General features: G+C 58.2%; 15 protein-coding genes. 12 read left to right on the forward strand and 3 right to left on the reverse strand.

Going from position 1 to position 26,233, the window contains the following annotated elements:
- Positions 1 to 215: 215 nt before the first annotated feature.
- Entirely contained in the window at positions 216 to 722 is a 507-nt protein-coding gene (locus EC9_RS10500) for a sigma-70 family RNA polymerase sigma factor (RefSeq protein WP_246106064.1), read from the reverse strand.
- A 317-nt stretch (positions 723 to 1,039) separates the two neighbouring features.
- Here EC9_RS10500 and EC9_RS10505 point away from each other — a divergent pair, with 317 nt between their 5' ends.
- The 4 genes from EC9_RS10505 to EC9_RS10520 all read left to right on the forward strand — a co-directional run bounded on the left by EC9_RS10505 (position 1,040) and on the right by EC9_RS10520 (position 7,166).
- On the forward strand, positions 1,040 to 2,047 hold the full coding sequence (locus EC9_RS10505) for a DUF1559 domain-containing protein (RefSeq protein WP_145349093.1): 1,008 nt from the start codon (positions 1,040 to 1,042) through the stop codon (positions 2,045 to 2,047).
- 101 nt (positions 2,048 to 2,148) lie between these two features.
- Entirely contained in the window at positions 2,149 to 2,586 is a 438-nt protein-coding gene (locus tag EC9_RS10510; RefSeq protein ID WP_145344838.1) for a hypothetical protein, read from the forward strand.
- Between the two features lie 350 nt (positions 2,587 to 2,936).
- Positions 2,937 to 5,684: a PSD1 and planctomycete cytochrome C domain-containing protein gene (locus EC9_RS10515; RefSeq protein WP_145344841.1), complete on the forward strand. Its 2,748-nt coding sequence runs from the start codon at positions 2,937 to 2,939 to the stop codon at positions 5,682 to 5,684.
- A 54-nt stretch (positions 5,685 to 5,738) separates the two neighbouring features.
- A complete protein-coding gene (locus EC9_RS10520; protein WP_145344843.1) occupies positions 5,739 to 7,166 on the forward strand; it encodes a DUF1501 domain-containing protein in 1,428 nt (475 codons plus the stop codon).
- 164 nt (positions 7,167 to 7,330) lie between these two features.
- Here EC9_RS10520 and EC9_RS10525 read toward each other — a convergent pair whose 3' ends face one another.
- On the reverse strand, positions 7,331 to 8,458 hold the full coding sequence (locus EC9_RS10525; RefSeq protein WP_145344846.1) for a serine hydrolase domain-containing protein: 1,128 nt from the start codon (positions 8,456 to 8,458) through the stop codon (positions 7,331 to 7,333).
- A gap of 289 nt (positions 8,459 to 8,747) precedes the next feature.
- Here EC9_RS10525 and EC9_RS10530 point away from each other — a divergent pair, with 289 nt between their 5' ends.
- The 6 genes from EC9_RS10530 (at position 8,748) to EC9_RS10555 (ending at position 13,775) form a co-directional block, all read left to right on the forward strand.
- The gene (locus tag EC9_RS10530) at positions 8,748 to 9,887 is read left to right on the forward strand and encodes an SGNH/GDSL hydrolase family protein (RefSeq protein WP_145344849.1); all 1,140 of its coding nucleotides are present in this window, start codon (positions 8,748 to 8,750) and stop codon (positions 9,885 to 9,887) included.
- 422 nt (positions 9,888 to 10,309) lie between these two features.
- Positions 10,310 to 11,554 carry an RNA polymerase sigma factor gene (locus EC9_RS10535; protein ID WP_145344852.1) on the forward strand — a complete coding sequence of 415 codons (1,245 nt, stop codon included), beginning with the start codon at positions 10,310 to 10,312 and terminating at the stop codon, positions 11,552 to 11,554.
- A gap of 99 nt (positions 11,555 to 11,653) precedes the next feature.
- A complete protein-coding gene (locus tag EC9_RS10540) occupies positions 11,654 to 12,058 on the forward strand; it encodes a YciI family protein (RefSeq protein ID WP_218934717.1) in 405 nt (134 codons plus the stop codon).
- 5 nt (positions 12,059 to 12,063) lie between these two features.
- Positions 12,064 to 12,540, forward strand: coding sequence for a DUF1579 domain-containing protein (locus EC9_RS10545; protein WP_145344856.1), 477 nt, complete (start codon positions 12,064 to 12,066; stop codon positions 12,538 to 12,540).
- Positions 12,541 to 12,576: 36 nt separating this feature from the next.
- Complete coding sequence (locus EC9_RS10550; RefSeq protein ID WP_145344859.1) at positions 12,577 to 13,422, forward strand: YciI family protein; 846 nt, start codon at positions 12,577 to 12,579, stop codon at positions 13,420 to 13,422.
- Positions 13,419 to 13,775, forward strand: coding sequence for a YciI family protein (locus EC9_RS10555; protein ID WP_145344862.1), 357 nt, complete (start codon positions 13,419 to 13,421; stop codon positions 13,773 to 13,775). The genes EC9_RS10550 and EC9_RS10555 overlap by 4 nt, the downstream gene beginning before the upstream one ends.
- Before the next feature lie 198 nt (positions 13,776 to 13,973).
- On the opposite strand, the gene EC9_RS10560 is transcribed toward EC9_RS10555, so the two are convergent.
- Complete coding sequence (locus EC9_RS10560; protein ID WP_145344865.1) at positions 13,974 to 14,546, reverse strand: DUF4256 domain-containing protein; 573 nt, start codon at positions 14,544 to 14,546, stop codon at positions 13,974 to 13,976.
- A 252-nt stretch (positions 14,547 to 14,798) separates the two neighbouring features.
- On the opposite strand from EC9_RS10560, the gene EC9_RS10565 reads away from it, so the two are divergent.
- The gene (locus EC9_RS10565) at positions 14,799 to 18,437 is read left to right on the forward strand and encodes a hypothetical protein (protein WP_145344868.1); all 3,639 of its coding nucleotides are present in this window, start codon (positions 14,799 to 14,801) and stop codon (positions 18,435 to 18,437) included.
- A complete protein-coding gene (locus EC9_RS10570; protein WP_145344871.1) occupies positions 18,434 to 26,191 on the forward strand; it encodes a hypothetical protein in 7,758 nt (2,585 codons plus the stop codon). The genes EC9_RS10565 and EC9_RS10570 overlap by 4 nt, the downstream gene beginning before the upstream one ends.
- The last annotated feature ends 42 nt before the right edge of the window (positions 26,192 to 26,233 follow it).

Here is a 26,233-nt window from a genome sequence, read left to right on the forward strand (position 1 = left end):
CTGAGCGGACAAATGATGCTCCGCTGCATGCCCTGGTTTCGAGTCAAGAAACAGGGCTGCATCGCGAAGTGCCGCATCAAGATTAAGCATTTCAAGGAACACCCGTCGCGCCTGAGGATCGTCGCGCAAACGCTTGTTTAACTGCGATAACTGCTTCGACGATGCTCGAGCTTCGAGGTAATCCTGGACCGAACGGTGAAAGCTGCGATCACAGCTCATTTATTTGCCTCGCTTGCGAGTTGGCGTTGGATGCATTCCAACAGGATCTGCCGGGTACGGTAAAGCCATTGGTAAAAGCCGGCAGCCGAACGTCCGCTCGATGCGGCCAAATCCTCCATCCTGGCATCTCGGTGATAGGCGTTTGCCACTAGACGACGCTGTTCAGCGGGCAGCTTTTTAAGGCACGATCTTAACGCATGCCGCTGCCTCTCTAGATCACTCTCGTCCCGTTCCGCCTCATCAGCCAACGTACTGACGACATCCATGTCGAGCACCATGTTTTGTCGCCCCTTGTCTCGAATCCAAGCCAACGCTTTGAAACGTGCGATACTGAACGCCCAGGATCGAAAATTGCCCTCCTCGTCGAAATCATCCAGTTTTTCCCAAAGCACAACGGCGACTTCTTGGACAACGTCGTCGGCATCAATCCGCGATGGAATCAGGCGACGAACATACGCGCGAATTGCTGCCTCGTGACAATCAAACTGGCGAACAAAACGCATGCTTCGCCCGGCATTGCTCAACGGCATTCAGTGGCCCTCCTTAACGATACTGGAAACACTCAAGGAAACTGAATGAAAGGACACTTCGGCCATTCTCGAGGAGAGGTCTGATATCCGCTGTCATACAAATTTCGATTTTATGCAATAATCCCACGTTAAATTCCCCCAGGTTGTGGAATGTACTGTAACAGAGCGGGTGCGTCTCTGTCTTCCCTTAATGCCATCCTTTTGTCGTATTCCCTTCCGCAGTAGCAAGTAACGGGTCTCCGTTGCTTCCGTCTGCAGTTTTGATCTGAAAAAATTAAAAGAGCTATTTTATGACGAAACGTAAATTGTCAGCTGGTTTCACATTGGTGGAATTGCTTGTCGTCATCGCCATCATTGGGATCCTTGTCGGCTTGCTGTTGCCGGCGGTTCAGGCGGCACGAGAGGCTGCGCGCCGGATGCAGTGTTCCAATAATCTGAAGCAAATCGGTATCGCCTTCCATAACTACCACGACACGTACCAATCGTTCCCGTTTGGGTCGCGTGTTATGAACAATGGTTCGAGTGGCTTTGGTCCCTCGTGGTGGGCAGGGCTGTTGCCTTTCGTAGAACAACAAGCACTTTTTGATCGACTGAACCTGAGCATCAGCAATGCAGGTTGGAGCGCGAACGCGTCCGTCTTGACCAGAAAACCAGCCCCAATGATGGCCTGCCCATCGTATCCCGGCGAGGTTGAGGGAGGGGAATACGGTGATACCTGGGACTCTAAGTCGACTTACGTCGGTATTTCGGGAGCCGCCATTACCAGCCCCGGGTTTACGGAATCACGCGTCTCGACGTGTTGCGGTTGCTGTTCGCACAGCGGTAGCGCAAACGATGGGATTTTGGCAGCGGGGGGCGTTCTGATTGCCAACAAGTCACTCCGCTTCCGGGATATTACCGACGGAACAAGCAACACCTTGATGGTCTCCGAAATCGGTGGCGCTATGTATACCGCAAACTCGTCGTCCTATACGACGATTGATGGCGAACGCGTTTGGGTGACGCCAGCGGGCCTCCACGGGTGGCTCATGGGGACTGCAAATACCGGGCAGACTCCGACCGATCGCGTCTTCAATCTCACGACGATCAGGTACGAACCGAATTCTGCGAACTATGACCGTCCCGGTATCAATATCAACCACGGACCCAATATTCCATTGACTTCAACGCATCCAGGCGGAGTGATGGGGCTCAATGGAGATGGCCATGTTTCGTTTATCGCAGAGACGATGAACCTCGACACTCTGAAACTAGCAGCGACACGAGACGATGGTCAGACCATCGACTTAAACAATTAAGTCGCAATGCTTCGCCCCCTAAGGCCTACGCCCGATCGCTTGTTCCGCGACGGGCAGAGGCTCGTCACAATATGCAGCCATTTTCCCCAAGGACACCTCGCGTGGCACGTAACTTCCTCGTCACTATTTCAATTTTTGCATTTGGCATGCTGATGTTCGGATGCTCTCCCGCGCCTCCGGCGGGATTCGGAGAGGTCCACGGAACGGTTTCTGTCGATTCGAAGCCGGCACCGGAAGGAACGCGAGTCCGTTTCCTTCATGCCGAAGACGACGCAACCGCTTTCTTCGCCATGGTCAACGCCAACGGCGAATATTCCTACAAGCCGCCAACAATGGCCCCCTTAAAACCAGGCGTCTACCACATCTCCGTCGAGCCCGTCAGCACTCAGACAACGACCGACAGCACCGGTCTTAGCGTCGAATCCCCTGATGCACAAAAGCCCAAAGACTACGGCAAGTATTCCGATCCTGAGAAGAGTGGTCTGACCACGACCTTGGAGGATGGCAGCGTTCAGTATGATATTGAAATCACTAACTGATGCATCGATGTCGATTGGCAATGTTTTTGCGGGGCAAACCCCGCGAGGACGCCAGTGCACGGTGTGAAGGCATTGATGGTTTGTGACCTCACAACCGCCTACCGCTCTTAGCGGACAGTAAATCATTCCAACGATCAGACGGACAAGTTGCGTTTGGTTCCTGAGCCTTCACACAGGAAACGCAGCGTCCCAACGGGCATTACTCCATCAAGCCGTTTGGACGTTTGCATTCATCCACGGTGAATGCGTGAATAGTTAAGCGTGACGCGACATGATCGATTGCACGACCACCGTGCAATCGCGATCAACGCAATCGCCGCCCGCCCACCCTCAAGCCCACCTTCAATGTCATGAACCGACAGCTCAGCATCCTCCTGTTTAGTCTCTTCTACGGCAGTGCGATTGCCGCCGATACGCCTGTCGATTTCGTGAAAGATGTGCGACCGATTCTTCAGCAACGTTGTTACAGTTGCCATGCGGAGCAGAAGCAAAAGAGCGGCTTCCGGCTGGATATCAAAGCGTCCGCGTTTGATGGCGGCGATGGTTATGGCGCCGCGATTGTTGCTGGCGATGTCGACGGTAGCCCGTTGATCGAACTGGTGACAAGCGACGATGAAGACATGCGAATGCCTCCCGGAGCGGATGGGTTGCCGGCTGCGGAGATCGACATCTTAACCCGATGGGTGCAACAAGGAGCGGTTTGGCCCGACGGTGTTGACCTCGCCCAACTGGAAGATCGGACGGATCATTGGTCGTTTAAGCCGCTGAGCTTTCCGCCAAAGGAATCCGCCACCGGACAGACGACGGACGATGGTGGACCAAGGCCCGCTGGGGCCGACCGAATCGACGCTTTCATTCGTGAAAAGTTGGAAGCAAACGACCTGGCCTTGTCGGCACCAGCCCCTCGCCGGGATTGGATTCGCCGCGTCTATTTCGATCTGATTGGGCTGCCCCCAACGCCGGCGCAAGTTGCCGCATTTGAACAGGACCAATCCGACGACGCGCATCGCCGTGTGGTGGACCAATTGTTGGCCTCCCAGCACTATGGCGAACGTTGGGGACAGCATTGGTTGGACGTCGTCCGGTATGCCGACACGCATGGCTTTGAAGTCAACACGACGCGTCCCAACGCGTGGCCCTACCGCGACTATGTGATCGAGGCATTTAACAACGACACACCCTACGATCAGTTCATCCACGAACAACTGCATGGCGATTCATTGCAGAAGGATGCGGCCACTGGCTTTCTGGTCACCGCGGCAGCTCTATTGCCCGGCCAAATCGGGAAAGACGACGCGTCGAAACGACTCGCCCGACAAGACGAATTGGCAGAGATCGTCATCAACACTTCAGATGCCTTCCTCGGCCTGAGCGTTGGGTGCGCGCGATGTCACGACCATAAGTTCGATGCCGTTTCGCACGAAGACTATTTTGCGATGCAAGCATTTTTCAGCGGAGTGAAGTATGGGGAGCGCCCGATCGCGTCGGTCGAAAACGACGAGCGAACCGCCGAAGCCGAGAAGCTCGAAACGCGACTGCGTGAAATTGATACCGAGCTACAGCAGCAGATTGATCTCGCTAACTTGGCGGAGACCAATCCGCAGTTGAATCGGTTGCCGTTCGCTGCAATGGACGCCCGCTTTGTCCGTTTTACGATCCACGATTGCAATCGTCATCCTTCTCTGGGGTTGATCGAACCGTGCGTGGACGAGTTCGAAATTATCGCCGCCGATCCGGTAGAGACGAACGTTGCGTTGGCATCGCTCGGAACCAAGGTGACCGCGTCGGGCAGCCGCACTTCAGACAAGCACCGACTGGAGCACGTCAACGACGGCCAGTATGGCAACAGTCGTAGCTGGATGTCTGATACCGCCGGGCGTGGCTGGTTGCTGTTTGAACTCGCCGAGCCGACCTCGATTCAACGCGTCGATTGGAGTCGCGATCGCCAACAGAAGCTTGGCGATCGACTTCCCACGATGTTCACGTTGGAAGCGGGGCCGTCGCTCGACGCGATGCAACATCTGGCGGGACTGACGGACGAACAAGTCAAGCGTTCGTTGACGCTGCGTGAAGAGAAGGAAGCCATCGAACAAAAGCTCGCGCAACTGAACAGCCGTCCCATGGTCTTTGCCGGAGTGTTTTCTAAGCCTGTGCCGACGCCCTTCCTGCGTCGCGGCGACCCCGAACAACCGGGTGAACCTGTGCCACCTGCTGTTCTCAGCGCACTGGGCGACATCCAATTGGACGAAGAGACTCCCGATCAGGAACGCCGAATTGCATTGGCCGATTGGATCGCCAGTCCCGACAATCCGTTGACCGCTCGCGTGATGGTAAACCGCGTTTGGCAATGGCACTTTGGCACCGGATTGGTCGCCACGCCGAGCGATCTTGGGCGTAGCGGTGAACGTCCCTCGCACCCTCTGTTGCTCGATTGGTTGGCCTCCGAATTCATTCGCAGTGGATGGTCGGTTAAACACTTACATCGTCTAATTGTTCTCAGCACGACGTACGGGCAATCGAACCAGATTGATCCGCACTCCCAGGGGATCGATGCAGACGTTCGGTTGTTGTGGCGATTCCCGTCACGTCGTTTGGAAGCCGAAGCGATTCGCGATTCGATGCTGGCGGTCAACGGCCGGTTAAACGGTACAACGGGCGGACCAGGATTTGATCTTTTCAAGTCGCGGGGCGGATTGAGCGGTTTCCCACCCATCGAATCCTTTTCAAACAAAGGACTGCGAAGGATGGTGTACGCGCACAAGATCCGGATGGAACCCGAATCCGTTTTCGGTGCGTTCGACTGTCCTGACGCAGGCCAAAGTACCGCTCGGCGGCAGCAATCGACGACGCCAATTCAAGCGTTGAATCTGTTCAACAGCGTCTTCACGATCGAGCAGTCCGATGCGCTTGCCAGCCGGGCGGAAACCGAAATGGGACCGGACGTCAAGGATCAGATCCGTTTCATCTATCGTCTGGCATTGGCTCGCGAACCCGAGGCAGATGAATTGGAGACCGCCGAGTCGTTGGTAATCCAGCACGGCCTGCCGACACTTTGCCGCGCGATCTACAACAGCAACGAATTTCTGTTCATCCCTTGAACGCAGCCTCTCTCCATCGCGACTTCGAACAACCAAACTTAAAGGAAATGCGCCATGAACAATCGACGACGTTTCTTAAATGATCTGACAACTGGCATCGGTTCGATCGCCTTGGGCAGTCTGTTGACATCGGACCGCGCGACTGCGTCCCGACCGGTGATCGATCCGGCAAATCCGTATGCCCCTCGGCCGACACATTATCCAGGCAAAGCGAAAAACGTGATCGTCGTTTTCTGCGCCGGAGGGGTCAGCCAATTGGAAACATGGGACTACAAGCCCGAGCTGATCCGGCAGGATGGCAAGCCACTGGTAGGTGGGCCCGCGGTGACGTTCCAAGGACCTGCTGGGGAGCTGGCAAGGCCACAGTACAAGTTCCGTCCGCACGGTGAAACGGGCAAGATGGTTTCAGATATGATTCCTCATCTTGCCGAACTGACCGACGAGTTCGCTTTCATTCATTCGCTGACCAGCAAGAGCAATACGCACGGTCCAGCAGAGAATTTTCTGTCGACGGGGTTTGTCGAAGACGGCTTCCCCAGCAATGGCGGATGGGTGACCTACGCATTAGGCAGCGAGAATCAGAACCTGCCCGCGTTTGTTGCGATTCCCGATCCGCGGGGCGTGCCGCAGGCGAGCGTCAACAATTGGGGCCCTGGATTTTTGCCAGCGGAGTTTCAGGGAACGCCGTTCAGCTCCAAGAATCCGATTCGGCATCTCGCACCTCCGAGCCAGATTTCGACGGCGGCAGACCGCGCCGCTCGGGAGCATCTGCATCGGATGAATCACGAGCATATGGAACGACATCCAGCGGATGGCCAGTTAGCAGCTCGGATCGCCAGCTATGAACTTGCTGCGAGAATGCAATTGAGTGTTCCGGAGATCAGCGACTTGAGCACCGAAACCGCTCAGACGTTGAAGATGTACGGTGCCGACGACACGTCGAATCCGATCAAGGCCGCATACGCGAAGAATTGCATCTTAGCTCGCCGGTTGATCGAAAGCGGCGTTCGGTTTGTTCAACTGTTCAACGGAGCGTACGCCAGCGGTGGCGAACTGAACTGGGATGGGCACGGCAAACTGAAGGAGCAATACGACCGCCACGCGGATATTATGGATCAACCGACCGCTGCGATGATCCGTGACATGCAGGCACGAGGGCTGTTGGAGGACACACTGGTCGTCTGGTGCACCGAATTTGGCCGCATGCCGATGTTCCAAAAGGGGGCGAAGGGACGTGATCACAACCCCGATGGATTTACGTGCTGGATGACCGGAGCGGGCGTTCGCCGCGGTGTCAGCCATGGGGTGACGGATGAACTGGGCCAAAAAGCCATCGAAGACATCCACCCGTTGTACGATCTAAACGCAACGATCTTGCATCTGCTGGGGCTCGACCACGAACAACTGACGTTCGAGCACAATGGAGTGCAGCGACGGCTGACAAATGTGGAAGGGCATCGAATTACCGAAGTGCTCGCCTAAAGTGGTACGTTTCGCGCCAGACGCTTTCGCAGCTTTTTCGTCAGTCGGAAGAAAAAGCCATTGGATGCGAATGCGTCGTCCCTACTAAGCATTGGTGCTTACAGGATATCGGGACAACCTTCGCGATCAAACGGAGGTTTCCAATGATCGAAAGTATCGTCCGATTAGCGGCCGATGATCGTGGCGATTTCGCCAGCCAAACGGTTGACTGATCCCTTGCCGTCGGGATACAGCCGGCTGCTCAAAAAGACAAACACGCGATCTTTTTCGGGGTCGATCCAGAGGACCGTTCCCGTGAATCCGCCATGCCCGACGGCGGAGTCGGAGAAGGTGGTTCCGCGATTCGACGAATAGGGGCTTTGGTGATCCCAGCCCGGCGTCCGCGTGCCGCGCGGAACGCGATGCGGTTGGATCATCGCGGCGATTGTTTTTTGATCCAATACGCGGGGAGCGGATGTCGTCTCGTCATCGACGCTCAAGATCATCTGGCCGTAGCGGACCAGATCCTCCGCTGTCGAGAAGAGTCCCGCGTGGCCAGCGACTCCGTCCAACAAGGCCGCTCGCGGGTCATGAACCTTTCCACGCAACAGCGCTCCATCGCGTGGTTCGGTCGCCGCGATCAGGTCGCGCAAGGCGGGATCGGGTTTATAGGATGTCGTTTCCATTCCCATCGGCTGAAAGATCTCTTCCCGCGTAAATTGATCCAACGTTTTGCCGCTGACCCGTTCGACCAGTTTGCCCAAGATCAGGAAGCCGACGTCGCTGTAGACGAACTTCTCGCCCCGCTCGGATCTCGGCTTCAATGCAAACAAGCGTTCCCAAGCCACATCGATCCCCTGTTGATAATCGCGGATCGAATTGTCGGGAATCATGCCTCCGACGTGTAACATCAGATCGCGAACCGTGATCGCTTCTTTCCCCTCGACCGCAAATTCGGGAAGGTATTTGGCGACGGGTTGATCGAGATCGACTTCGCCCCGTTGCACCAAAAGCATCACCGACGTCGCCGTCGCGACCGGCTTGGTCAGCGAAGCGAGATCGAAGATCGTGTCGGTCGTTAAGGCTTCGCGAGTCGGTTCGATCTGGCGATCGCCAAACGCACGCAGGTACAAGATCTTTGTCGAATCGGCGACGGCAACCACCGCGCCGGGCAGTTGGCCCGCTTCGATGCCGCGTCGCACGATCGGTTCGATCGCATCGAAACGGGAGTCGTCGGAATCCGCAGCGCGGACGGCGACGACGGATACGAGCGAGAATAGGATCAGCAAACTGCACTGGACGAGCATCTTCATCGGCGGGACCTTTTTTGCGCAAAGGGAAAAGACGGGGCGTTCCAAGTTCGTCGCTGACGATCGCCAATGCAAGCGGGCAACGCCTGATTATCGATCGCTTCGAAACATTGGATTCGCCACGGGCACGCGAACAATCGCCCGGCGAATGGTTGAGCAGATGTAAAACCAGAGTCGCAGCCAAGAATTCTGAGCCGCTAATTCGCGTCGGTGGATTCAACGAGATATGATTTCCCTACCTTCCAACATTCGTTATCCCTCGCCTCTCCCTCCCGCCGACGAGACTCCTCTCATGATCCGAAATGTTTGCACGCTCCTACTGTTTTGCCTAGTCGTTCCCGCTTGGGGGCAACAGACTGAAACCGATCTCCAGCTTACCCTGCCACCGGAAATCTATGCCGTTCCGGGGGGCCCAACGAATATCTACTTCGACAACATCGTGCTCACGCAGACTCCCGACAAATTCCGCTTCGACGTCGTCTGCGACTTTGGCCAATCCGAACAACACCATTGGACTTGGACGCCAACCGCTGGGGATGTCGGCGTCTACCCGATTCGCGTCGACCTCTATTCGGCCGACGATACGCTGTTAGATTCCGCATCGAGCGTATTGCGGGTGACGGCCGGAGCCGCATCGCCCAGCACCGAACCGATTCGAATTTTAATCATCGGTGACAGCCTGACGCATGCGTCGGCCTATCCCAACGAGATCGCCAGGCTGATGACCGAAGATGCCAAACAACCTTGGAAGATGCTTGGAACACATAAGCCCGCATCGGCCGCAGCGGATGTCGCGCACGAAGGTTACGGCGGATGGACCTGGTGGAACTTTGTCAACAAATACGAACCGAATCCCGACGGCACGTACCGTAAACGAAGCAGCCCCTTTGTCTTTCTGAACGACGAATCGAAGCCGGTTCTCGACATGCCTCGCTACTTCAAAGAGCAGTGCGATGGTCAGACGCCCGACTATGTCGTGATCAAACTGGGGATCAACGACTTGTTCACCGCACCTGCGGGCGACGTCGCGGGGATCGATGCCAAGATCGATACCGTGTTTGGATATGCCGACCAATTAGTGGCCGCGATCCGCGCGGCGGCTCCCAACGCGACGATCGGCATCTGTCTGACCACGCCTCCCAACGCGCGGCAGGAAGCCTTTGAAGCGAACTACAAGGATCGCTATTCGCGTTGGGGTTGGAAACAGATTCAACATCAACTGGTCCAGCGGCAGATGAAGTACATCGCCGACAAATCGGACCCGCAGATCCAGATCGTCCCCACGCAATTGAATCTCGATCCCGTCGATGGTTATCCCGTCAACAATGGAGTTCATCCTAACAAGTCGGGATACCAGCAGATCGGCAGCTCGATCTACGCCTGGTTGCAGCATCAATTGGCCGATTCAGCTGGGAAATCGAACGTCGAATAGACCTTTCCTTCCCGCAAAGTCCTTCCACACATTCGCTCAATGCGTTTCGACGTTGAGCAGCAGGTTGAGGTATATCATCTGGCTGCCGAAATCGCCCCGGGGGGACGAGTGAATCACGAACGATCGTTCAACGGCTGCCTTCCCGCGAGCGCCAGTTAGGATTTGCCCTGCGCCACTCAGGTCCGGGCTGGGGGCGATCTGGGATTGCTCGGTATATTGGGGGACGCGTGGTCCAAGGAAGGCGGTAGTGCCCGGAGTTGCCATTTAGTCTGGATTCTCCAAGCCTACGGCAATCCAAAGTTTGGTACACATCCCTCGGTGGCCGTTCGAACGAACACGCGTTAGGTCGGAAGGGATGTATCCAAGGGAATCGTTTGCGGGTTCACTTCGATATCGTTCTCTTTTTTGCAAGATTTCTTCGCATGGCCCCCGATCGAAGCGTTGATATCGAATCCGTGTTTCGCGATTCCTCGCGCCAGGTCTTTGCGACCCTTGTCCGTTTGTTGGGAGATTTCGATCTCGCCGAAGATGTGATGCAAGAGGCGTTTGCGGCGGCGTTGGACCGCTGGCCCCGCGATGGAATTCCGGAACAACCGGTTGCCTGGTTGGTGTCGACGGGGCGGTTCAAAGCGATCGATCGACTTCGTCGCGATGTGCGTCTGAAAGCGAAGTCCGAATCGCTGGCAAGACGGATCGAGGAGATTGCGACGGCGAATGCTACGAAACAGCAACAAGCGGTCGAAGATGATCGTCTGCGTCTGATTTTCACCTGCTGCCATCCGGCGATCGATACGAACATCCAGGTGCCACTGACGTTACGCGAGGTCTGCGGGCTTACGACTGAGGAAATTGCCAGTGCGTTCCTGACGTCGACCCAAACGATGGCTCAGCGGTTGGTGCGCGGCAAAGCAAATATTCGCGATGCCAAGATTCCGATCGCCATGCCGCAACAAGAGGATCTGGCCGAACGACTCGACGGCGTGTTGGCGGTGATCTATCTGATCTTCAACGAGGGCTATTCCGCATCCTCGGGCGATTCGTTGACTCGTGTTGAACTGACGCAAGAGGCGATCCGCCTATGCCGACTGTTGCTCGAGTTGGCTCCCGACGCGGAGGTCATGGGGCTGCTGGCATTGATGCTGCTGCACGAATCGCGGCGTGAAGCGCGGACGAATGAGGCGGGTGAGATCATCTTATTGGAGGATCAGGACCGAACGCTTTGGGACCAACAGTTGATCGGCGAGGGGAGCGAGTTGATCGAGCGATCGTTGGCGACGCGACGCTTTGGGGCGTATACGTTGCAAGCGGCGATTTCAGCAGTCCACGCCGAAGCATCGCTCCCCGAACAGACCGATTGGGGACAGATCGTCGCCCTCTACGACCTTCTGAAACGTATCGCATCGAGTCCCGTTGTCGAACTGAATCGCGCCGTCGCCATTGCCATGCGCGACGGCCCCGCGGCGGGACTGGAGATCATCGACGCGATTCTCTCTCGCGGAGAATTGACGGGGTATGCGTTGGCCCATGCGGCACGCGGCGAGTTGCTCAGACGACTCGATCGAATCGACGAGGCCCGCGAAGCGATCGAAGCGGCGATGGAATTGACTAATCAGCGGTCCGAACGGCGTTTTCTCGCGTCGAAATTGGAGATGTTGAGCGCAGAATAGCTTTCCCGTTTTTTTTGAGCGCCCTGTCGATTGGCGATTTTCCCAATCGACTACTTGTTGAAGTTCACCCCATCATTCCCCCCGCTCAAGGAAAACATCGTGAGATTCATCTGCTTTGGATACGTCGATAGCTCCCGTTTTGCGTCGATGGACGCAGCGGAGATGGAGGCCATGGTCCAAGAGTGTTTTGAGTACGACGACCAACTTCGCGCCGGGGTGCATTTTGCGGGGGGCGAGCCACTGCAAGAACCGAACCAAGGTGTGACGCTCCGCCTTCATGACGATGCCGTTCAGGTGACCGACGGTCCATTCGCCGAGACGAAAGAGCAAATCGGTGGCATCTTGATTCTTGAGGCTGACAATTTGCAGCATGCGATCGAATTGATGACGAAACATCCCGGCGTGCGCAGCGGGCCATTCGAGATTCGCCCCGTCGACGAATCGATTGCGGCGATGATTCAACAGCGGAATCTCACATTTCAACAATTGCAAAAGTCGGAGTAGAAAACATGTTCAACAAACCACAACAAGAACATCGCTGGCTCGATCAATTGGTCGGACAATGGCGGATCGAACAGCAGTGCACGATGCCAGACGGCAAGGTAAACCAAACCGAAGGGACCATGAATTGTCGCAGCGTCGGCGGTCTCTGGTTGATCGCCGAGAGTACCGGCAAATCGGATGAAGGGGATGATTGGAACTGCATCATGACGCTCGGCTTCGATCCGCTGCAAGACGCCTACGTCGGCAGTTTCATCGCTTCGATGATCGCCCACCTGTGGCCGTATCGCGGAAAACTGGATGAGTCGGGCAAACGTCTCCCGCTCGATTCCACCGGCCCAAAATTCGAAGGTACTGGTATGGCTCGATATCGTGACACCATCGAGATCGTCTCGTCGGATGAGTGGGCATTTACCGGTGAGCTGCAACAAGAGGATGCGACGTGGTTGAAGATCATGAACAGCGTCCACTACCGTCATAACTAACAACACAATCCACGTAACCCAGCAAAGGTTTCACTCATGAAAGTTATGGTGATCGTCAAAGCAAGCAAGAGTTCCGAGGCGGGCGAAATGCCGAGCGAGCAGTTGCTGGCCGAAATGGGAAAGTACAACGAAGAATTGGTCGAAGCAGGGATCATGAAGGCGGGGGAGGGACTCAAGCCGAGCAGCGAAGGGGTGCGAGTTCACTTTTGCGGCAGCGAGCGGACGGTGATCGACGGGCCGTTCGCGGAAACCAAAGAGTTGATCGCAGGTTATTGGTTGTGGGAGGTCGCTTCGATGCAAGAAGCGATCGACTGGGTGAAACGCTGCCCCGCACCGATGCCGGAGGACTCCGACATCGACATCCGACCGATCTTCGAAGCTGGCGATTTCGAGCCGTGCGATCCGACCGGCGAAGTACGAAAGCAAGAGGAAACGCTTGTGAAACGGATCGCTTTGCAAGACGCATCGTTCGCGTCCTACCTGTTTTATGGCGGTTGCTGCGAAGAAGCGCTTGCGTTCTATGAACAAGCGATCGGCGCCCGCGTGACGATGAAGATGCGTTTCGACGAGAGTCCCGATCCGGTTCCCGAGGAAATATTGCAGGCCGGTTTCGAATCGAAGATCATGCACGCTTCGTTCACCGTCGGACGGATGAACGTGATGGCGTCCGACGGTTGTGAAGAAACTTCGAAGTTCGATGGCTTTCGACTCACGCTCACCTTGGGTTCCGCAGAAGCGTGCAAAGCGGCTTTCGACGCGCTCTCTCAAGGCGGAAAAGTGGACATGCCACTGGCGGCAACCTTCTGGTCGCCCTTGTTTGGCATGCTGACCGACAAGTTTGGCATCGGGTGGATGGTGATGGTTGAAGGAGAACCATCATGAAATACATGCTGTTGATCTATAGCGACGAAAGTCGTTGGACGGACTCGGAACGGGAGTCCTGTATGGTCGAATCGATGGCGATTTGCAAGGAACTCGAAGCGGAAGGGAAATGGATCGCCTCGTCACCGCTCCATCCGGTCTCCACGGCCACCAGCGTTCGATTGCGGGAGGGGAAGCGACAGATTACCGATGGCCCGTTTGCCGAAACGACCGAGCAGCTGGGCGGTTATTACATTATCGACGTCGATGATCTCGACGAAGCGATCGCGATCGCCGAACGCCTGCCACCAGCACGAAAGGGAACCGTCGAGATCCGGCCCCTCTTCCCGCTGCCATCGGAGCCGGAACGGTAGACGCGTCGAAGAAGGAATTAACGTCGGTTGCTCACGTCGACCGACGGCGCGGCAATCTCGAGGCCTTGGCGATCGGTTGGAGACAGGCTCGATGTGCTTGACGGGAAAAGCCAGAAAAGCCCTAACGCGATTTATTTTGCGGAACATGTTTGCTCAGACTTTTTGCTTTCGCCACGCCCGAGGTGAAACCAACGCGGGTCAGACTCGCACCGAGCCGCGGAAGCCGCGGGCTGCATAGTAGGATGGGGCGCCGTTGTGGTAGATGAAGACTTGGCCGTAGCGGAAGTCGCCGAACAACGCCCCTCCGAGGGCTCGGATTTCCGCTGGCGTTTGGATCCAGCTGGAAGTCTTTGTATCGAAGTCGCCAAGCGTTTGCAGTTCGCGGTATTGTTGTTCGTTTAAAAGTTCGATCCCGATCGCGGCTGCCATATCAAGCACATTGTTTTGCGGCGGATGCGATTTCCGCGATTCCAACGCTTCTCTGTCGTAACAAACACTCCGCCGGCCGCTGGGACTCTCCGGACTGCAGTCACAGAAGATGAACTCGCCCGTCTTTTTGTCGCGACCAACAACATCGGGCTCCCCACCGGTCTGTTCCATCCGCTCGATCACCGCCAACTTTTCGGGACTCCCGTCGAGCTTGGCGCTTACGTCGGCCCAGCGAATACCTTTGTGGCGGCCTTTGTTCGCCGCAAATCGCGACTCCAAAGCTGCCAGTAAATCTCGAGCAGGTTCGGCGGATGCAGGACTGTTTGCACGTTTCTTTTTCATAGCCTGATGGTTCACCCTTTTGATACGTCAACGGTCGGGGATAGTTTCCGAAGAAGGATATCCTAGCGCAGCCGAATGCCGAATGCCAACTCGTCGAAGGCTGGATCGTCGAGCTCCTCCGGCCGAAGCTTTCCAACCTTTTTCCGTTTTCTGAGAACTGATCGCTTCGCGCGATCGTCTATGCTCGTACATTGCCCCGGTTCTCGCGGGCGCTCAGGCAAATCTCTCATCTCTGCGCAAGGCGATCCAACGATGTTGCGAGCTCCGATGCTTCTGCTGCTCTGCTTAGCGGCCGTTTTCTGTTCCGCTCCGGGCCCGATCTGGGCAACTCCTCAGGAGCCGAGCGAAAACTCCCAGCCGCAGCCCGAGCAGGACGAGGCATCAGCCGACTCGGAGGCTGCCGTATCGGATGACGTCGACGAGACGGTGGATCCTGCCGACGGGGAAGACTCGGAAGCGGAAAAACCGCTGCGCGAGCAGACGATCTACATCCCGTATTCGAAGATTCGTGGGATCTTTGAAAAGGAGGGACGTGGCGTCTTCATTCCTTATGAGCAGTTTCAATCGCTGTGGCAGCGGGCCCGCGCGGCGACGCATCGCCAGCCCGACGATCCCAAGCCGCCGGTCGACGCGTTGATAAGTGAGATCAACAGCGAAGCGGTCGTCGAAAAGGATGTCGTGCGAGTCACGGCGACGATGCAGATCGAACTGCTTGGCAAAGGCTGGCACGAGATCCCGCTGCGATTGGGAGACGCGGCGATCTTGGCTGCCAAAGTCGGTGACGATCCGGCGCGGATCATGCCTAGCGACGGCGGCTACAAATTGTTGATTGAAAAGCCAGGCAAATCGGCGGACCGTGTCACCGCAACGATCACCTACGCCAAAGCGTTTACCAAATCGCCCGGTCGCAATTCCGTTGAGTTTCTCGCCCCGCAAGCACCGGTGAACCAGTGGCGTATCCGCGTCCCGCAGGCCGGCGTCAAAGTGAACATCCATCCGATGATCGCCGCCACCGAAGAGACGCCGCCGTCGACGAAGCCGAAGGAGAACGACGACGCAGAAGAACCGGGCGATGACGACGCGGAGAAACCGCCGGCGCGCGACGAGACGGTGGTGCTGGCTTTTGTCGGCGCCGCTCCCAGCGTCCGCATCGACTGGACACCGCGCAGCGAAGGGGCCAGCGGGATGGCTGCTTTGGCGACAGCTCAATCGCGGCAGCAGCTGACGATCGAAGAAGGGATCGTACGAGCGAGCACTTGGCTGCAATATGCGATCAGCCGGGCCGAGTTGGCGGAACTGCAAATTGAGGTTCCCAAGGGCTACAAAGTAACGGGCGTGCTGGATGCCAACGTCCGCGGTTGGCAAGTCGAAGCGGACGGCGAGGTGCAACGGATTTCGGTCCAATTGTTCCAGCCGGCCAAAGGGAGCCAGACGGTGCTGGTCGAACTGGAACGGTTCAGCAATCAAGATGTCGAGCAATCGCAGCTGCAGGCGCCGCTGGTGCGAGCACTGGGCGTCGGCCGCCAACACGGCCAGGTCGTCGTCCGGTTGGCTGAATCGCTGCGGGGCGAAGTGACCACGCGAACGGGCCTGCTGCAGATCGACGCCGCCGAATTGCCTGCGGAATTGAAGCAGGGCCGCTGGGACTTTGCCTATCGATTCTCCTCGCTTCCGACGACGCTGACGCTGCAACTGCAGAAGGTTCAACCGCAGATCCAAGCAACGCAGTGGGTCGAAGCGTTTGTCGAACCCGAACAGATCACGTTGGCGTTGACCGCGCGATACAACATCCGTCGATCGGGCCTGTTTCAATTGGCGTTCGACGTCCCAACCGATTACGAAATCCGATCGGTCCGCGGGCTGGCCGCCGGCGATGCGGCAGCCGCTCAATACGACACACACCACTTCAGCAGCGATCAGGAAGGTCGCTTGATTGTCAACCTGTCGGCCAAAGCGATCGGCGATGTCTGCCTGACGATCGAGATGCAACGGCGGTTGGACGATCCCAACCTGCGAGCGCCCACCGGCGAGGCGTCCGACCTGCAAATTCCGCTACCGCGCGTGGCACGCGACAGTGTCGAGATGGTTACCGGCAAGTGGATCGTCTACGCGCCCGAGAGCTTGCGGACCAATCCGACGCCGACGGGGCTGCAACCGATCGCGCTGCGAGATGCCAGCGTCGGGATGCCTGTCAGTCAAGCGAGCCGGTTTCCGACGGCGCGGCCGATCCTCGCGTACGCCTACGCACAGCAAGATGTTGCACTGGAACTGGCGACTCAGCGACGCAAGCCTCAGATCACGGTCCGTCAACTGTTGGAAACCGACGTCGCCGCCGGAGCGGTCCAGTACAAAGCGAGGTTCCTTTTCGACATCCTTTATAGCGGCGTGAAGTCGCTTCGGATCGACATCCCGACGGCGATTGCAAGCCAGATTCGCAACACGACCGGAGGCGTGCAGGATTTGGTGATCCAACCGCAGCCGGAGGATGTTCCCACGGATTACCAAGCCTGGCAATTCAGTGGTGAAACGGAGTTATTGGGTCGTCGCGAGATTCGGCTTCAATGGGAAGAGAAACTGACCGGACTGGGCGTTGGGCAGAGCAAAGATGTTGCGCTGCCGTGGCTGCGTCCGGCGGGAGTCGATCGCGCGTGGGGGCAGATCGTGATCGGTAAAGCGGAAACGTTGGACGTGCGGCCCAAAGGGGAATCGGTGGGGCTGCGGCCGATCGATCCGCAGACCGATCTGATCGAATCGATCCGCGTTCCCGGAGCGGCCAGGGCGTTCGAATTCCACGACGACTGGAACCTGACGATCACCGCGACGCGGTATGAACTGGAAGACGTCAAACACACAAGCATCGAACGGGCTGTGTTGCGGATGGTCGTCGGTGCCGATCGGCAGACGTCGGTACAGGCGTTGTATCGGATGCGAAGTGCCCGCCAGCGGTTGGAGGTCAAGCTGCCGGCGGCGTTTGATCCGGGCAAAGGCTTCAACCAAAACCCGCTGCGAATCAATGGCCGACCGGTCCCGTTGGAACGCGGCGACGCCGGGGAATATTACATCCCGCTGGCCGATCAGTCGCCCGAGCAGGCGTTTGTGCTGGAGCTGCGGTATGCCGTTGCCAGCGATCAACGCCACCTTCCCCTGCCCGAATTCCCCAACGATCCGGCGGTCCAGAAGGTCTATCTGTGTGCCTACCTGCCGAAGGACCAAGCGGTTGTCGGGACGGGCGGTCCGTGGGACAGCGACCTCGAGGACCGATGGCGTCGACAGCTGGCCGGTTACCGTTACAACAATCCCAACGACAACCAACTTGTCGCTTGGGTGACCGATGGGATCGCGATGGCCAGCTCCCCGACCAGCGACTTCCAAACCCAAGGCCTTCTCTACACATTCAGCACCGCCGGGCCGCCGCAAGGAGAAGCGAGTGCGTTGCGGGTGACATCGATCTCCAAAGACATGCTCGATGCGGCGATCTTCCTGTTGATCGCCGTGCCGGGAGTGATCCTGGTCACGCAATCGATGACGGTGCGGTTGTTTGCCGTCGGTATCGTCCTGTTCGGCTTGGTCTTCAGCAGCGTCTTTCTCCCCTCGCTGTCGCTGCAGTTGTTCGACAGTGTCCTGTTCCTGGCGCTGTTTCTCGTCTTGGCAGTTTGGATCCTGATGGGACTCATGCGTTGGTTCCGTGGTCCGGTCGGCGGTCAATCGCCGCCGCCGGATAGTCAGACACCTAAGCCGTCGCAGCCATCCGATTCCTCGGGAACGCCGCCCAGCGGAACGCCACAGCCGACGATCGCGATGTCGGCGACCGAATCGACAAAAGCGAGCGGCCTGTTTGGCCAAGGCGGCTTGTTCGGTTGGAGCCAACGCCGCGCAGGAGGTGCCCAATGAATTTTCACTTCTCGATCAATGCGGTCTCTTGCCGCCGAATCGCTCGGTTTATTGTCCTAGCCCCGATCCTAATGTTGTGGACGGGAGGGACCTTCGCCGCCGATCCGCCCAAAACAAAGGCTGACTCGGAGACTCCGATTCGCGAGATCTTTGTCCCCTTCGAAGACCTGAACGTGCTTTTGGAAAGCAACACAAACCACGTCTTTCTGACGCGGCAGCAGTACAGCGACCTGATCGCTCGAGCCAAGCAGACGCCGCTGGTGCAGACGCCCACCGCAGCGACTGTATTGTCGGCGCGATACGAAGCGACGGTCGAGACCGGCCGCGTGATGATCGACGCAGCGATCGAGATCGACGTCTTACGGAAGGGGCTGCAAGTCGTTCCGCTCGCGCTGGAACGGATCGGCGTGCTGGAGGCGACTCTCGATGGTAGCCCGGCTGCGATCGGAAAAGGAGAATCGGGCGATCCGTCGCTGTTTGTCGAAGGGATCGGCCGGCATACGCTGAAGCTCCGCCTGGTTGCAGCGCTCAGCAACACCACGACGCAGCAAACGTTTACGCTTCAGCTGCCGACGCCGCCGGCGACGTCGTTCTATTTGACCGGGCCAGGCAACGTCCAGATGGCCGATTCGACGCAGGTCGTCAGCCAGCGCTACGATGCGGATACCGATCGCTCGCGGCTGCAGTTGTTGATCTCGCCCGGGATCAACCAGCTGGCGATGGGGATTGGAAATCGACAGATGCGTCAACAGAGTGTCGTCGTGGCGCGAAGCGTGTTGGTGGCAGAGGTGACCGAGAGCTACCAGCGTTTGCACGCGACGGTGTCGATGGAAGTCTTGCACGGTGGTGCGACGGAGTTCCGTTTTGCGATGCCAGCGGGCTTCGACGTGACGCATGTCGATTCGCCGTTGATGAGTAAGTTTGAAATCAGCGAACAGGAAGGGGAATCGATTTTGATCGTCTCGCTGCGACAAGCCGCTCGCGGAACCGAGGTCTTCAGTATCACCGCGGAAAAATCGACAAGCGATCCGATCGATCCAAACGGAACGCAATGGACCGCGCCGCAATTGGTCCCGATCGATGTCGCGGGCGTCGCATCGGTCGTGGGCGTCCTGTTGGATGGACGTTTGGATTTACAGAGCCTGCAGCCCGAAGGATTGATCCCGATCGATACGGCTGTGATCACCGCGGCGATTCCGCCAAGCGTCTTCGAAGCGGAACCGGGCGCACCGCTGATCCGCCCCGTCGCCGCTTATTACGCAGCGCAGCGCGAATACGGATTGACCGCTGCGTTTCGCCGGCCGCCGGCGACGGTCCAGGCGAGCACCAATCTGTTGCTAACGCTCAGCCAGCAACGCCATGCGATTCGCGGACAGTATTCCGTCTCGCCGACTCAGGAAAAACTGTTTCAGATTCGCTTTCGCGTCCCGCCGCAATGGCATGTGACGGAAGTCACCGACGGGGCGCAGCAGCCGCTCGAATTCGAGGCACTCGATTCCGAACAGGATTCCGCCGGGCAAGTCGTTCGCGTGCGATTGGCTCATGGAATCGCACCGGGCGAGCGTTCGGAGATCCGCTTCCGCGCAGTCCACACGCCCGACAAATGGCTCGACGGTTGGCAGTCGACGTCGGTCGAATTCCCTCGATTTGAATTGATCGATGTCGCAACGTCGGTCGGTGCGATCGCTGTCAGAGCGATCGACGACATGACGGTCCAAACCGATGCCTTGGATCAACTGGTCCCGCTGGACGACAAGCAGAAGGGAGCGTTTGGGTTGAACGATGTGCAAAGCGATCTCGCCTTTGAATTCGATCAACCGCAGTGGTCGGCTCAATTGACGGTCGAGCGTCTGCAACCGAACATCACCGCCGAGAGCTTTACGTTTTTCAAAGTCCAGCCCGACGGGATCTTCACGCACGGCGAGATCGTTTACGACGTGACGCAGGCCGGCGCCCGAACGCTTTCGTTTTTCCTACCAGCGGAGGCTCCCGAGACCTTAAATATCCGTGGCAGTCACGGCGCGGTGGTCAAAGAGTTTTCGAGCGAACTGTTGGACAACGGCCGGCGTTGGACGGCGAGATTGGCGGCTCCAACGGTTGGCGTCTGCCGATTGATCGTCGACTTTCAAGATCGCTTGGCCGACGATCAGCCCAAGGGATTGGTCTTACCGATTCCACGAGCCGATGGAGTGCGATTCCAGACAGCGCTTGTGGCTGTCGAGGGGCATGGCGAACTGGACGTGCAGATCGATCCGGGCGAAGCGCGGCCGGTCGATGTTGGCAAACTCGCGGGAGCGGACTATCTCGTCGGCCGCCGCTTGCTGGGAGCGTTTGGTTTCTTGGGCGATCCGGGAACAATCACCGTCGATGTCTTCCGCCGCGATGGTTATGGTCTGCCACCGGTGATCGTGCAGCGGGCCGAATTAGTGACGCTTGTCGGAACGCACGGCAGCAGCCAAACCGCAGCGCGATACCAGCTGGGCACAAAGGCCTCCTATTTGGAAGCGGTTCTGCCGACGGGCGCCACGTTGTGGTCGGTCCGTGTCGACGGGAAATCGGCGAAGCCGCAGAAGCAGGGAACCAGCCTGTTGGTAAGTCTTCCCGAAGGAGACGCCCGGGCGATCCGCGATTTACAAATCGTCTATGCGACGCCGATTCGGTCGACTGGAGCGTACGGTCGCTTTCGGAGCGATGCGCCGCGGTTGTATCTGCGCGACGATTCGGGCGGCCGAGCGGGAGAGGTTCCCGTCGCCGACCTGAAATGGCACCTCGAACTACCAGCTGGCTTTGTGATCGCCGACGAAGCGGGAACGGTCCGCAGTGGGGCTTCGGCCAGCCAGCCGTTGCCCATTCGCAACGCGCTGTCGATCATTCCGGCATCGCGGATTCATGCGCGACATCGCACTTCGACATCGATTGATATGTCCGCTGCGCCGGCAGAAGTGGCGTTAGGAATGGCCAGCGGTCTGGAAGAGCCCAGCAATGAACTGAAAGCTGCCATGGAGATCGATTCCGACGCGGCGGCGGATCTGTTTGATGCCGCACCTGTCGCCGCCGGCGCTGCGTTGCAACAAGCGATCCCAACTCCGAAGGCAGAAGCTGCGAAGCGACCGCAGATCGCGTGGGCGTTGGAGGGTGTGGGGAGTTTGGAAATCGAAGTCGATCGGCCGACGACCGGTCAGCGCGTGACATTAACCAGCTTAGGTGCGGCGCCGCAGGTCGATGCAACGATCGTCGATTCGCATCGCTTATATCTGCTGGGGTTGGCGACGATGATCTTGGTCGGGTTGGGCGGATTGTTGTTGACTTTGCGGAGCTCGTTCGTTCACGTCTGTTACGTGTTGGGAGTCCTGTTTTTTGCGAACCTGATCCCCGTGGCGTTTGGGTTGGAACGGGAACTTTCGCAACCCGCGACGCTCGCCTGCCAAACCGCCTTCCTCTTGGGACTCCTTTATCTCGGCGTCGCCTGCTTCCGTTGGGGGCGATCGATTGTTCGAGGGCCAGTCGTCGCGAGCTGTCTATTGATGCTCGGTTTTGCGATCGGCATCGCTTGCCCCGCGTCAGCTCAAGTCGCGGATCCGACAGTTGATTTGCCCAACGCGATCGATTTGGAAAAGCTTGCGTCGATGTTGGCCGATGAGCGTCCGATCACGCTGCCCGAGGGAGCGGTGATCGTTCCCTATCAGGCCGACGCGGGAGCGGATGGTTTTCGGCAAGCCGAAAAAGTGCTGGTGCCCTACAAGACCTACGTTCAGTTGTGGAATCAGGCCTTCCCCGACAAAGCGATCGACAAGCCGCCGGTCGCTGCGGAATATGCACTGGCCGGGGCGAAGTACCAAACGCGGCTCGACGGCGACGGTTTCCTGATGCTTCGCGGGGAATTGCTGATCGATCTGTTCAGCGATCAATCGGTGACGATTCCATTGCCAATCGAAGGCGTCGTTTTTGAGCAGGCTCATTTGGATGGCAAGGCGGCGCGGATGCGGTTGGTCGCTGCAAAACCAACGGCAGAAGCTGGCGTTAACCAGGTGACTCAGCAGGCGGATCCGGCGGCCGGACGAGCGTTCGCCGACCGTTCGCTGATGACCCTTGAGATCGAAGGCAAGGGAAGACACTCGTTTGAATTTGTGGTCCGATTGAACTTGCAGCGGACCGGAGGATGGCGTGTCGCAGCTGGAAGAATCCCCGTTGCCGCGGCGGCTCAGATCGAAGTCGTCGTCCCCGCCGCAGGGACCGAAGTTCGTTTGACCGGCGTCAACGATCGGGAGCAGTTCGAGACGACGGCGGCCGACGAATCGATCGTCGCGGCGCTGAAGGCCGACGGACGGATCGCGATCCAATGGCGGCCTCGAGTCGCGTTGGGTGAAGTCGACGAGAGCTTGACCGCTCGATCCGCTGCCGTCATGGACGTGCAGGAGGATGGGCTGCGCGTCGTTTGGCAACTGGAACTCTCCTTCCCGCGCAGCCGCCGCAGCGAACTGTCGCTCGAAGTTCCCGACGGCTTCCAAATCCAAGGGGTTCACGGGGCGAACGTTCGCGATTGGTCGGTCGTTCCACTGGAGGGCCGGCAACGCGTCGACGTGACGCTACTAAAGGAAGCTGTCGGCGAAGAGCGGTTGGCTATCGTTTTGGCTCAGCCCACGAGGGCGGGCGACCGGTCCAAGTCGCTGCAGACGCCGGCTGTCGGTGTCGTCGGTGCGGTACTGCACACGGGGATCGTCCAGATTCGGCGAAGTCCGTTGCTGGACGTGGTCGCCGCGGAAACAATCGGGGTGGCGCGGACCGACATCGATGAAAAGCAGATTGCCACGCTGTTACGAGTCGCCCACTACGATGAAAGCCCGTTGGGGATTCGTCCTTTCCAAGCGTACAGCTTCAACGCGACGCCGTTTACGTTGTCGTTGACCGCTGCGCCGATCGAAGCTCGCGGCTCGGCGACGCTGCAAACCATCCTGCGGATCACCGAGCGGAAAGCGGACGTCGAATGCCGTGTCGAGATGCAGGTTCACGATCGCCCGACGCATCGGATTCGTCTGCGTTTGCCCGCCGATTTCGAGATCGATGACGTCTCGGCTCCTTGCGATTATCAATGGTCGACCACAGCGATCGACGGCGATTCGCAGCATCGCCTAATGTCGATCTTCTTGGCGGAAGGGCTGGAAGGCAATTTTGCCATCGTCGTTCGTGGCGGTTCGTTGCGCGACGATCCGCAGCAGGACGTCGCGTTGCCCGCGATCCAGGTTCTCGACGTGCAGCGACAGCAGGGAGAGATTGCGATTCAGATCGATCCTGCCTATTCGGCCGTGGCGGCTGATTTGGAGAACTGCACCGCGACGCTGCGAGGCAATGTGAATCGATGGCTGCAAGCGGATCAACGGCGGGCGACGACGCTGGCGATCGCTTACCGGCAGCCTGAATATTCGGGGATCGTCCGCGTGACGCCACAGCAAGCGATCGTGAAGGGGCGAACCTTCACCAACGTTCGCGTGACGCAGCGTGCGATCGAAGAATTGATCGTGATCGCGTTGGACGTTTCGCGAGCAGGAATCCGTGAGTATTCGTTCCTGCTGCCGGCGCGGCTGGCCGACGCCACGATCCAGCAAGCGTCGCTGCGACGCAAGACGATCGCTGCGGTCGCCGAACGTCCCGATTATGTCCGCGTGACGATTCAGTTGCAGGACGACATGATGGGGCAGGTTCGTGCCCTGGTCCGCCAGACGCGGCTGTTGGACGACGCGCCGCAAACGATCCCGATTCCGATTTTGGAAACGGGCCAAACGATCGGTCGTTTTGCGACACTGGAAAACGACGGCCGGGATGAAGTGGTGATCGACGAACCGATCGGCATGGAACCGCTGGGGCGATTGCACAGCCAACGACGCGTGTTGACCGACGTCTTGGGAGCTTCGTTTGGCGATGCCTTTGTCGTCGACGAATCGGCCTCCGCGCCGCAGCTAGGGTTTCGCACCCATCAACGAGCCGAAGTTCGCACCGCCGGGGCGAGCATTGGCAAAGCGGAGACGGTGTTGGTCGTCGACGACGCGGGCACCTACCGCGCGGCGGTCGAATATCGGATCAACAACGATACCGAACAGTTTTTGGAAATCGAACTGCCTCGGGATGCTCGGCTGTGGACCGCCAGCGTCGCCGGCGAACCGGTGAAACCGACGCTGGTTCCGGGGGCTGCGAGTCAGCAGAACGTGCGGATTCCGCTTGTGAAAACCGCCGAAGGGGATACCGATTACGGCGTCGTGCTGAAGTATGGCGGAGCGATCGATCTGAACGGCCTGCGTTCGCGGGTCGAGTTTCCGTTGGTCCATACAACAAACATCCATGTCGAGATCAGCCAGGTGCGGTTGCTGCTGCCCGAGTCGCATCGTTGGTATGGGTTTGACGGCACGATGCAACGCGTCAACAACGAAGGGGATTACCGGGCATTGGATTTAAAACATCTGACCCAACAGTTCCGGATGCTCTCCAGTGCGCTCAGCAGTAAAAACGAATATTCGAAAGTCCGCGCCGAGACGAACCTAAAAAAGCTGGGCCGGATCGTCGAAGCTCATCAGAACGATTACGCCGAGTTCTACGAGCAGAGCGAAGCGGTTCGGAAGGAATTGGATCTGAACAGCATCACGCAACAACAGGCTGCCGAACAGGTGGTCGAGAACCGCCGCAAGGCCGATCAAATGTTGTGCGTCGGCAACAGCGATCAGCTGCAGTCCTACTTCGATCGCGGTTCGAATTCGCGCAGCCGACGTGTGGTCGATCAATTGGGGGAATTTGGCAACTTTTCAGCTGCCCAGGCCAACAAACCTGGCAAACATACAGAGGGCCGGGAATCGCAGACGTTCAACCGCGATTGGTTTGCGCAAAACGGGTTGGCAATGCCGCAGGAACCTGCGGCGGGGAAGGACGCGAAAGCGAAAGGGATGGAGCAAACGCCTCGACTGCAGACCGATCCACGATCGCAACGAGAAGCCGACAAAAATCGAAGCATCGACAAATCGGCACTGCCTGCGCTGCGATTCGACGACGCCCAACCGGAGGCGCCTCGCGCGGCGACCCAAGATCGCCGCGGGCTGCGCGACGATGTCAGTCGCTATTCGCAGCAACTGAAGCGCGAACAAAGTCCATCGCCACAGACCTCTTCGCCGCAGCGATCGATCTCGCCCCGAGGCGGTGGAATGGGGGGCGGCGGGTTTGCGTATGAGGCAACGCCAGCGGATAGCGATCGGTATCGTGGCCAGCCCGGGCCATTCGGCGATCCACAGGATCCATTTGGAGGCAACCAAACCGGCCAAACCGATCCCTTTGCCGCCGTCCCCGATGCGCCGGCTCAGCCTCAAACTTTGCCGAATCAAAGTTTTGGACGACAAGCAAATTCCGGCATGGAGATGGGAATGGGGATGGCGTTTGGAGAGGACGCTCGATCCGAGCGATTGCTCGAGGAAGCCGAAGGGTTTGATCGCGGGATGCAGTTCGGGGATCGACTGAATCTGCCACCGGCGACAGGAGCGATCGCCAGCAACGTCTACTTGGCGAGTCTGGAGACCGAATTGCCGCTGGATCGGGGCGGGCAGGAGTATTTCTTTTCGGCTCCCCGCGGCGAGATCGAGATCACTGCCCAAGCGATCCCGTCGTCGTCGCTCCGCCGCGGCGTTCGTTTAGCCGCGATGGGACTTCTGTTCGGCGGATTTCTGATCGCGACGACGCTGGTTCGCCGCCATAACGCACGCCATCCGCAAGCGGCTTGAAACCTGCAATTCGCAACTTTCCACCCTTCACGCCCGATCGAT

Source organism: Rosistilla ulvae (assembly GCF_007741475.1).
GTDB lineage: Bacteria > Planctomycetota > Planctomycetia > Pirellulales > Pirellulaceae > Rosistilla > Rosistilla ulvae.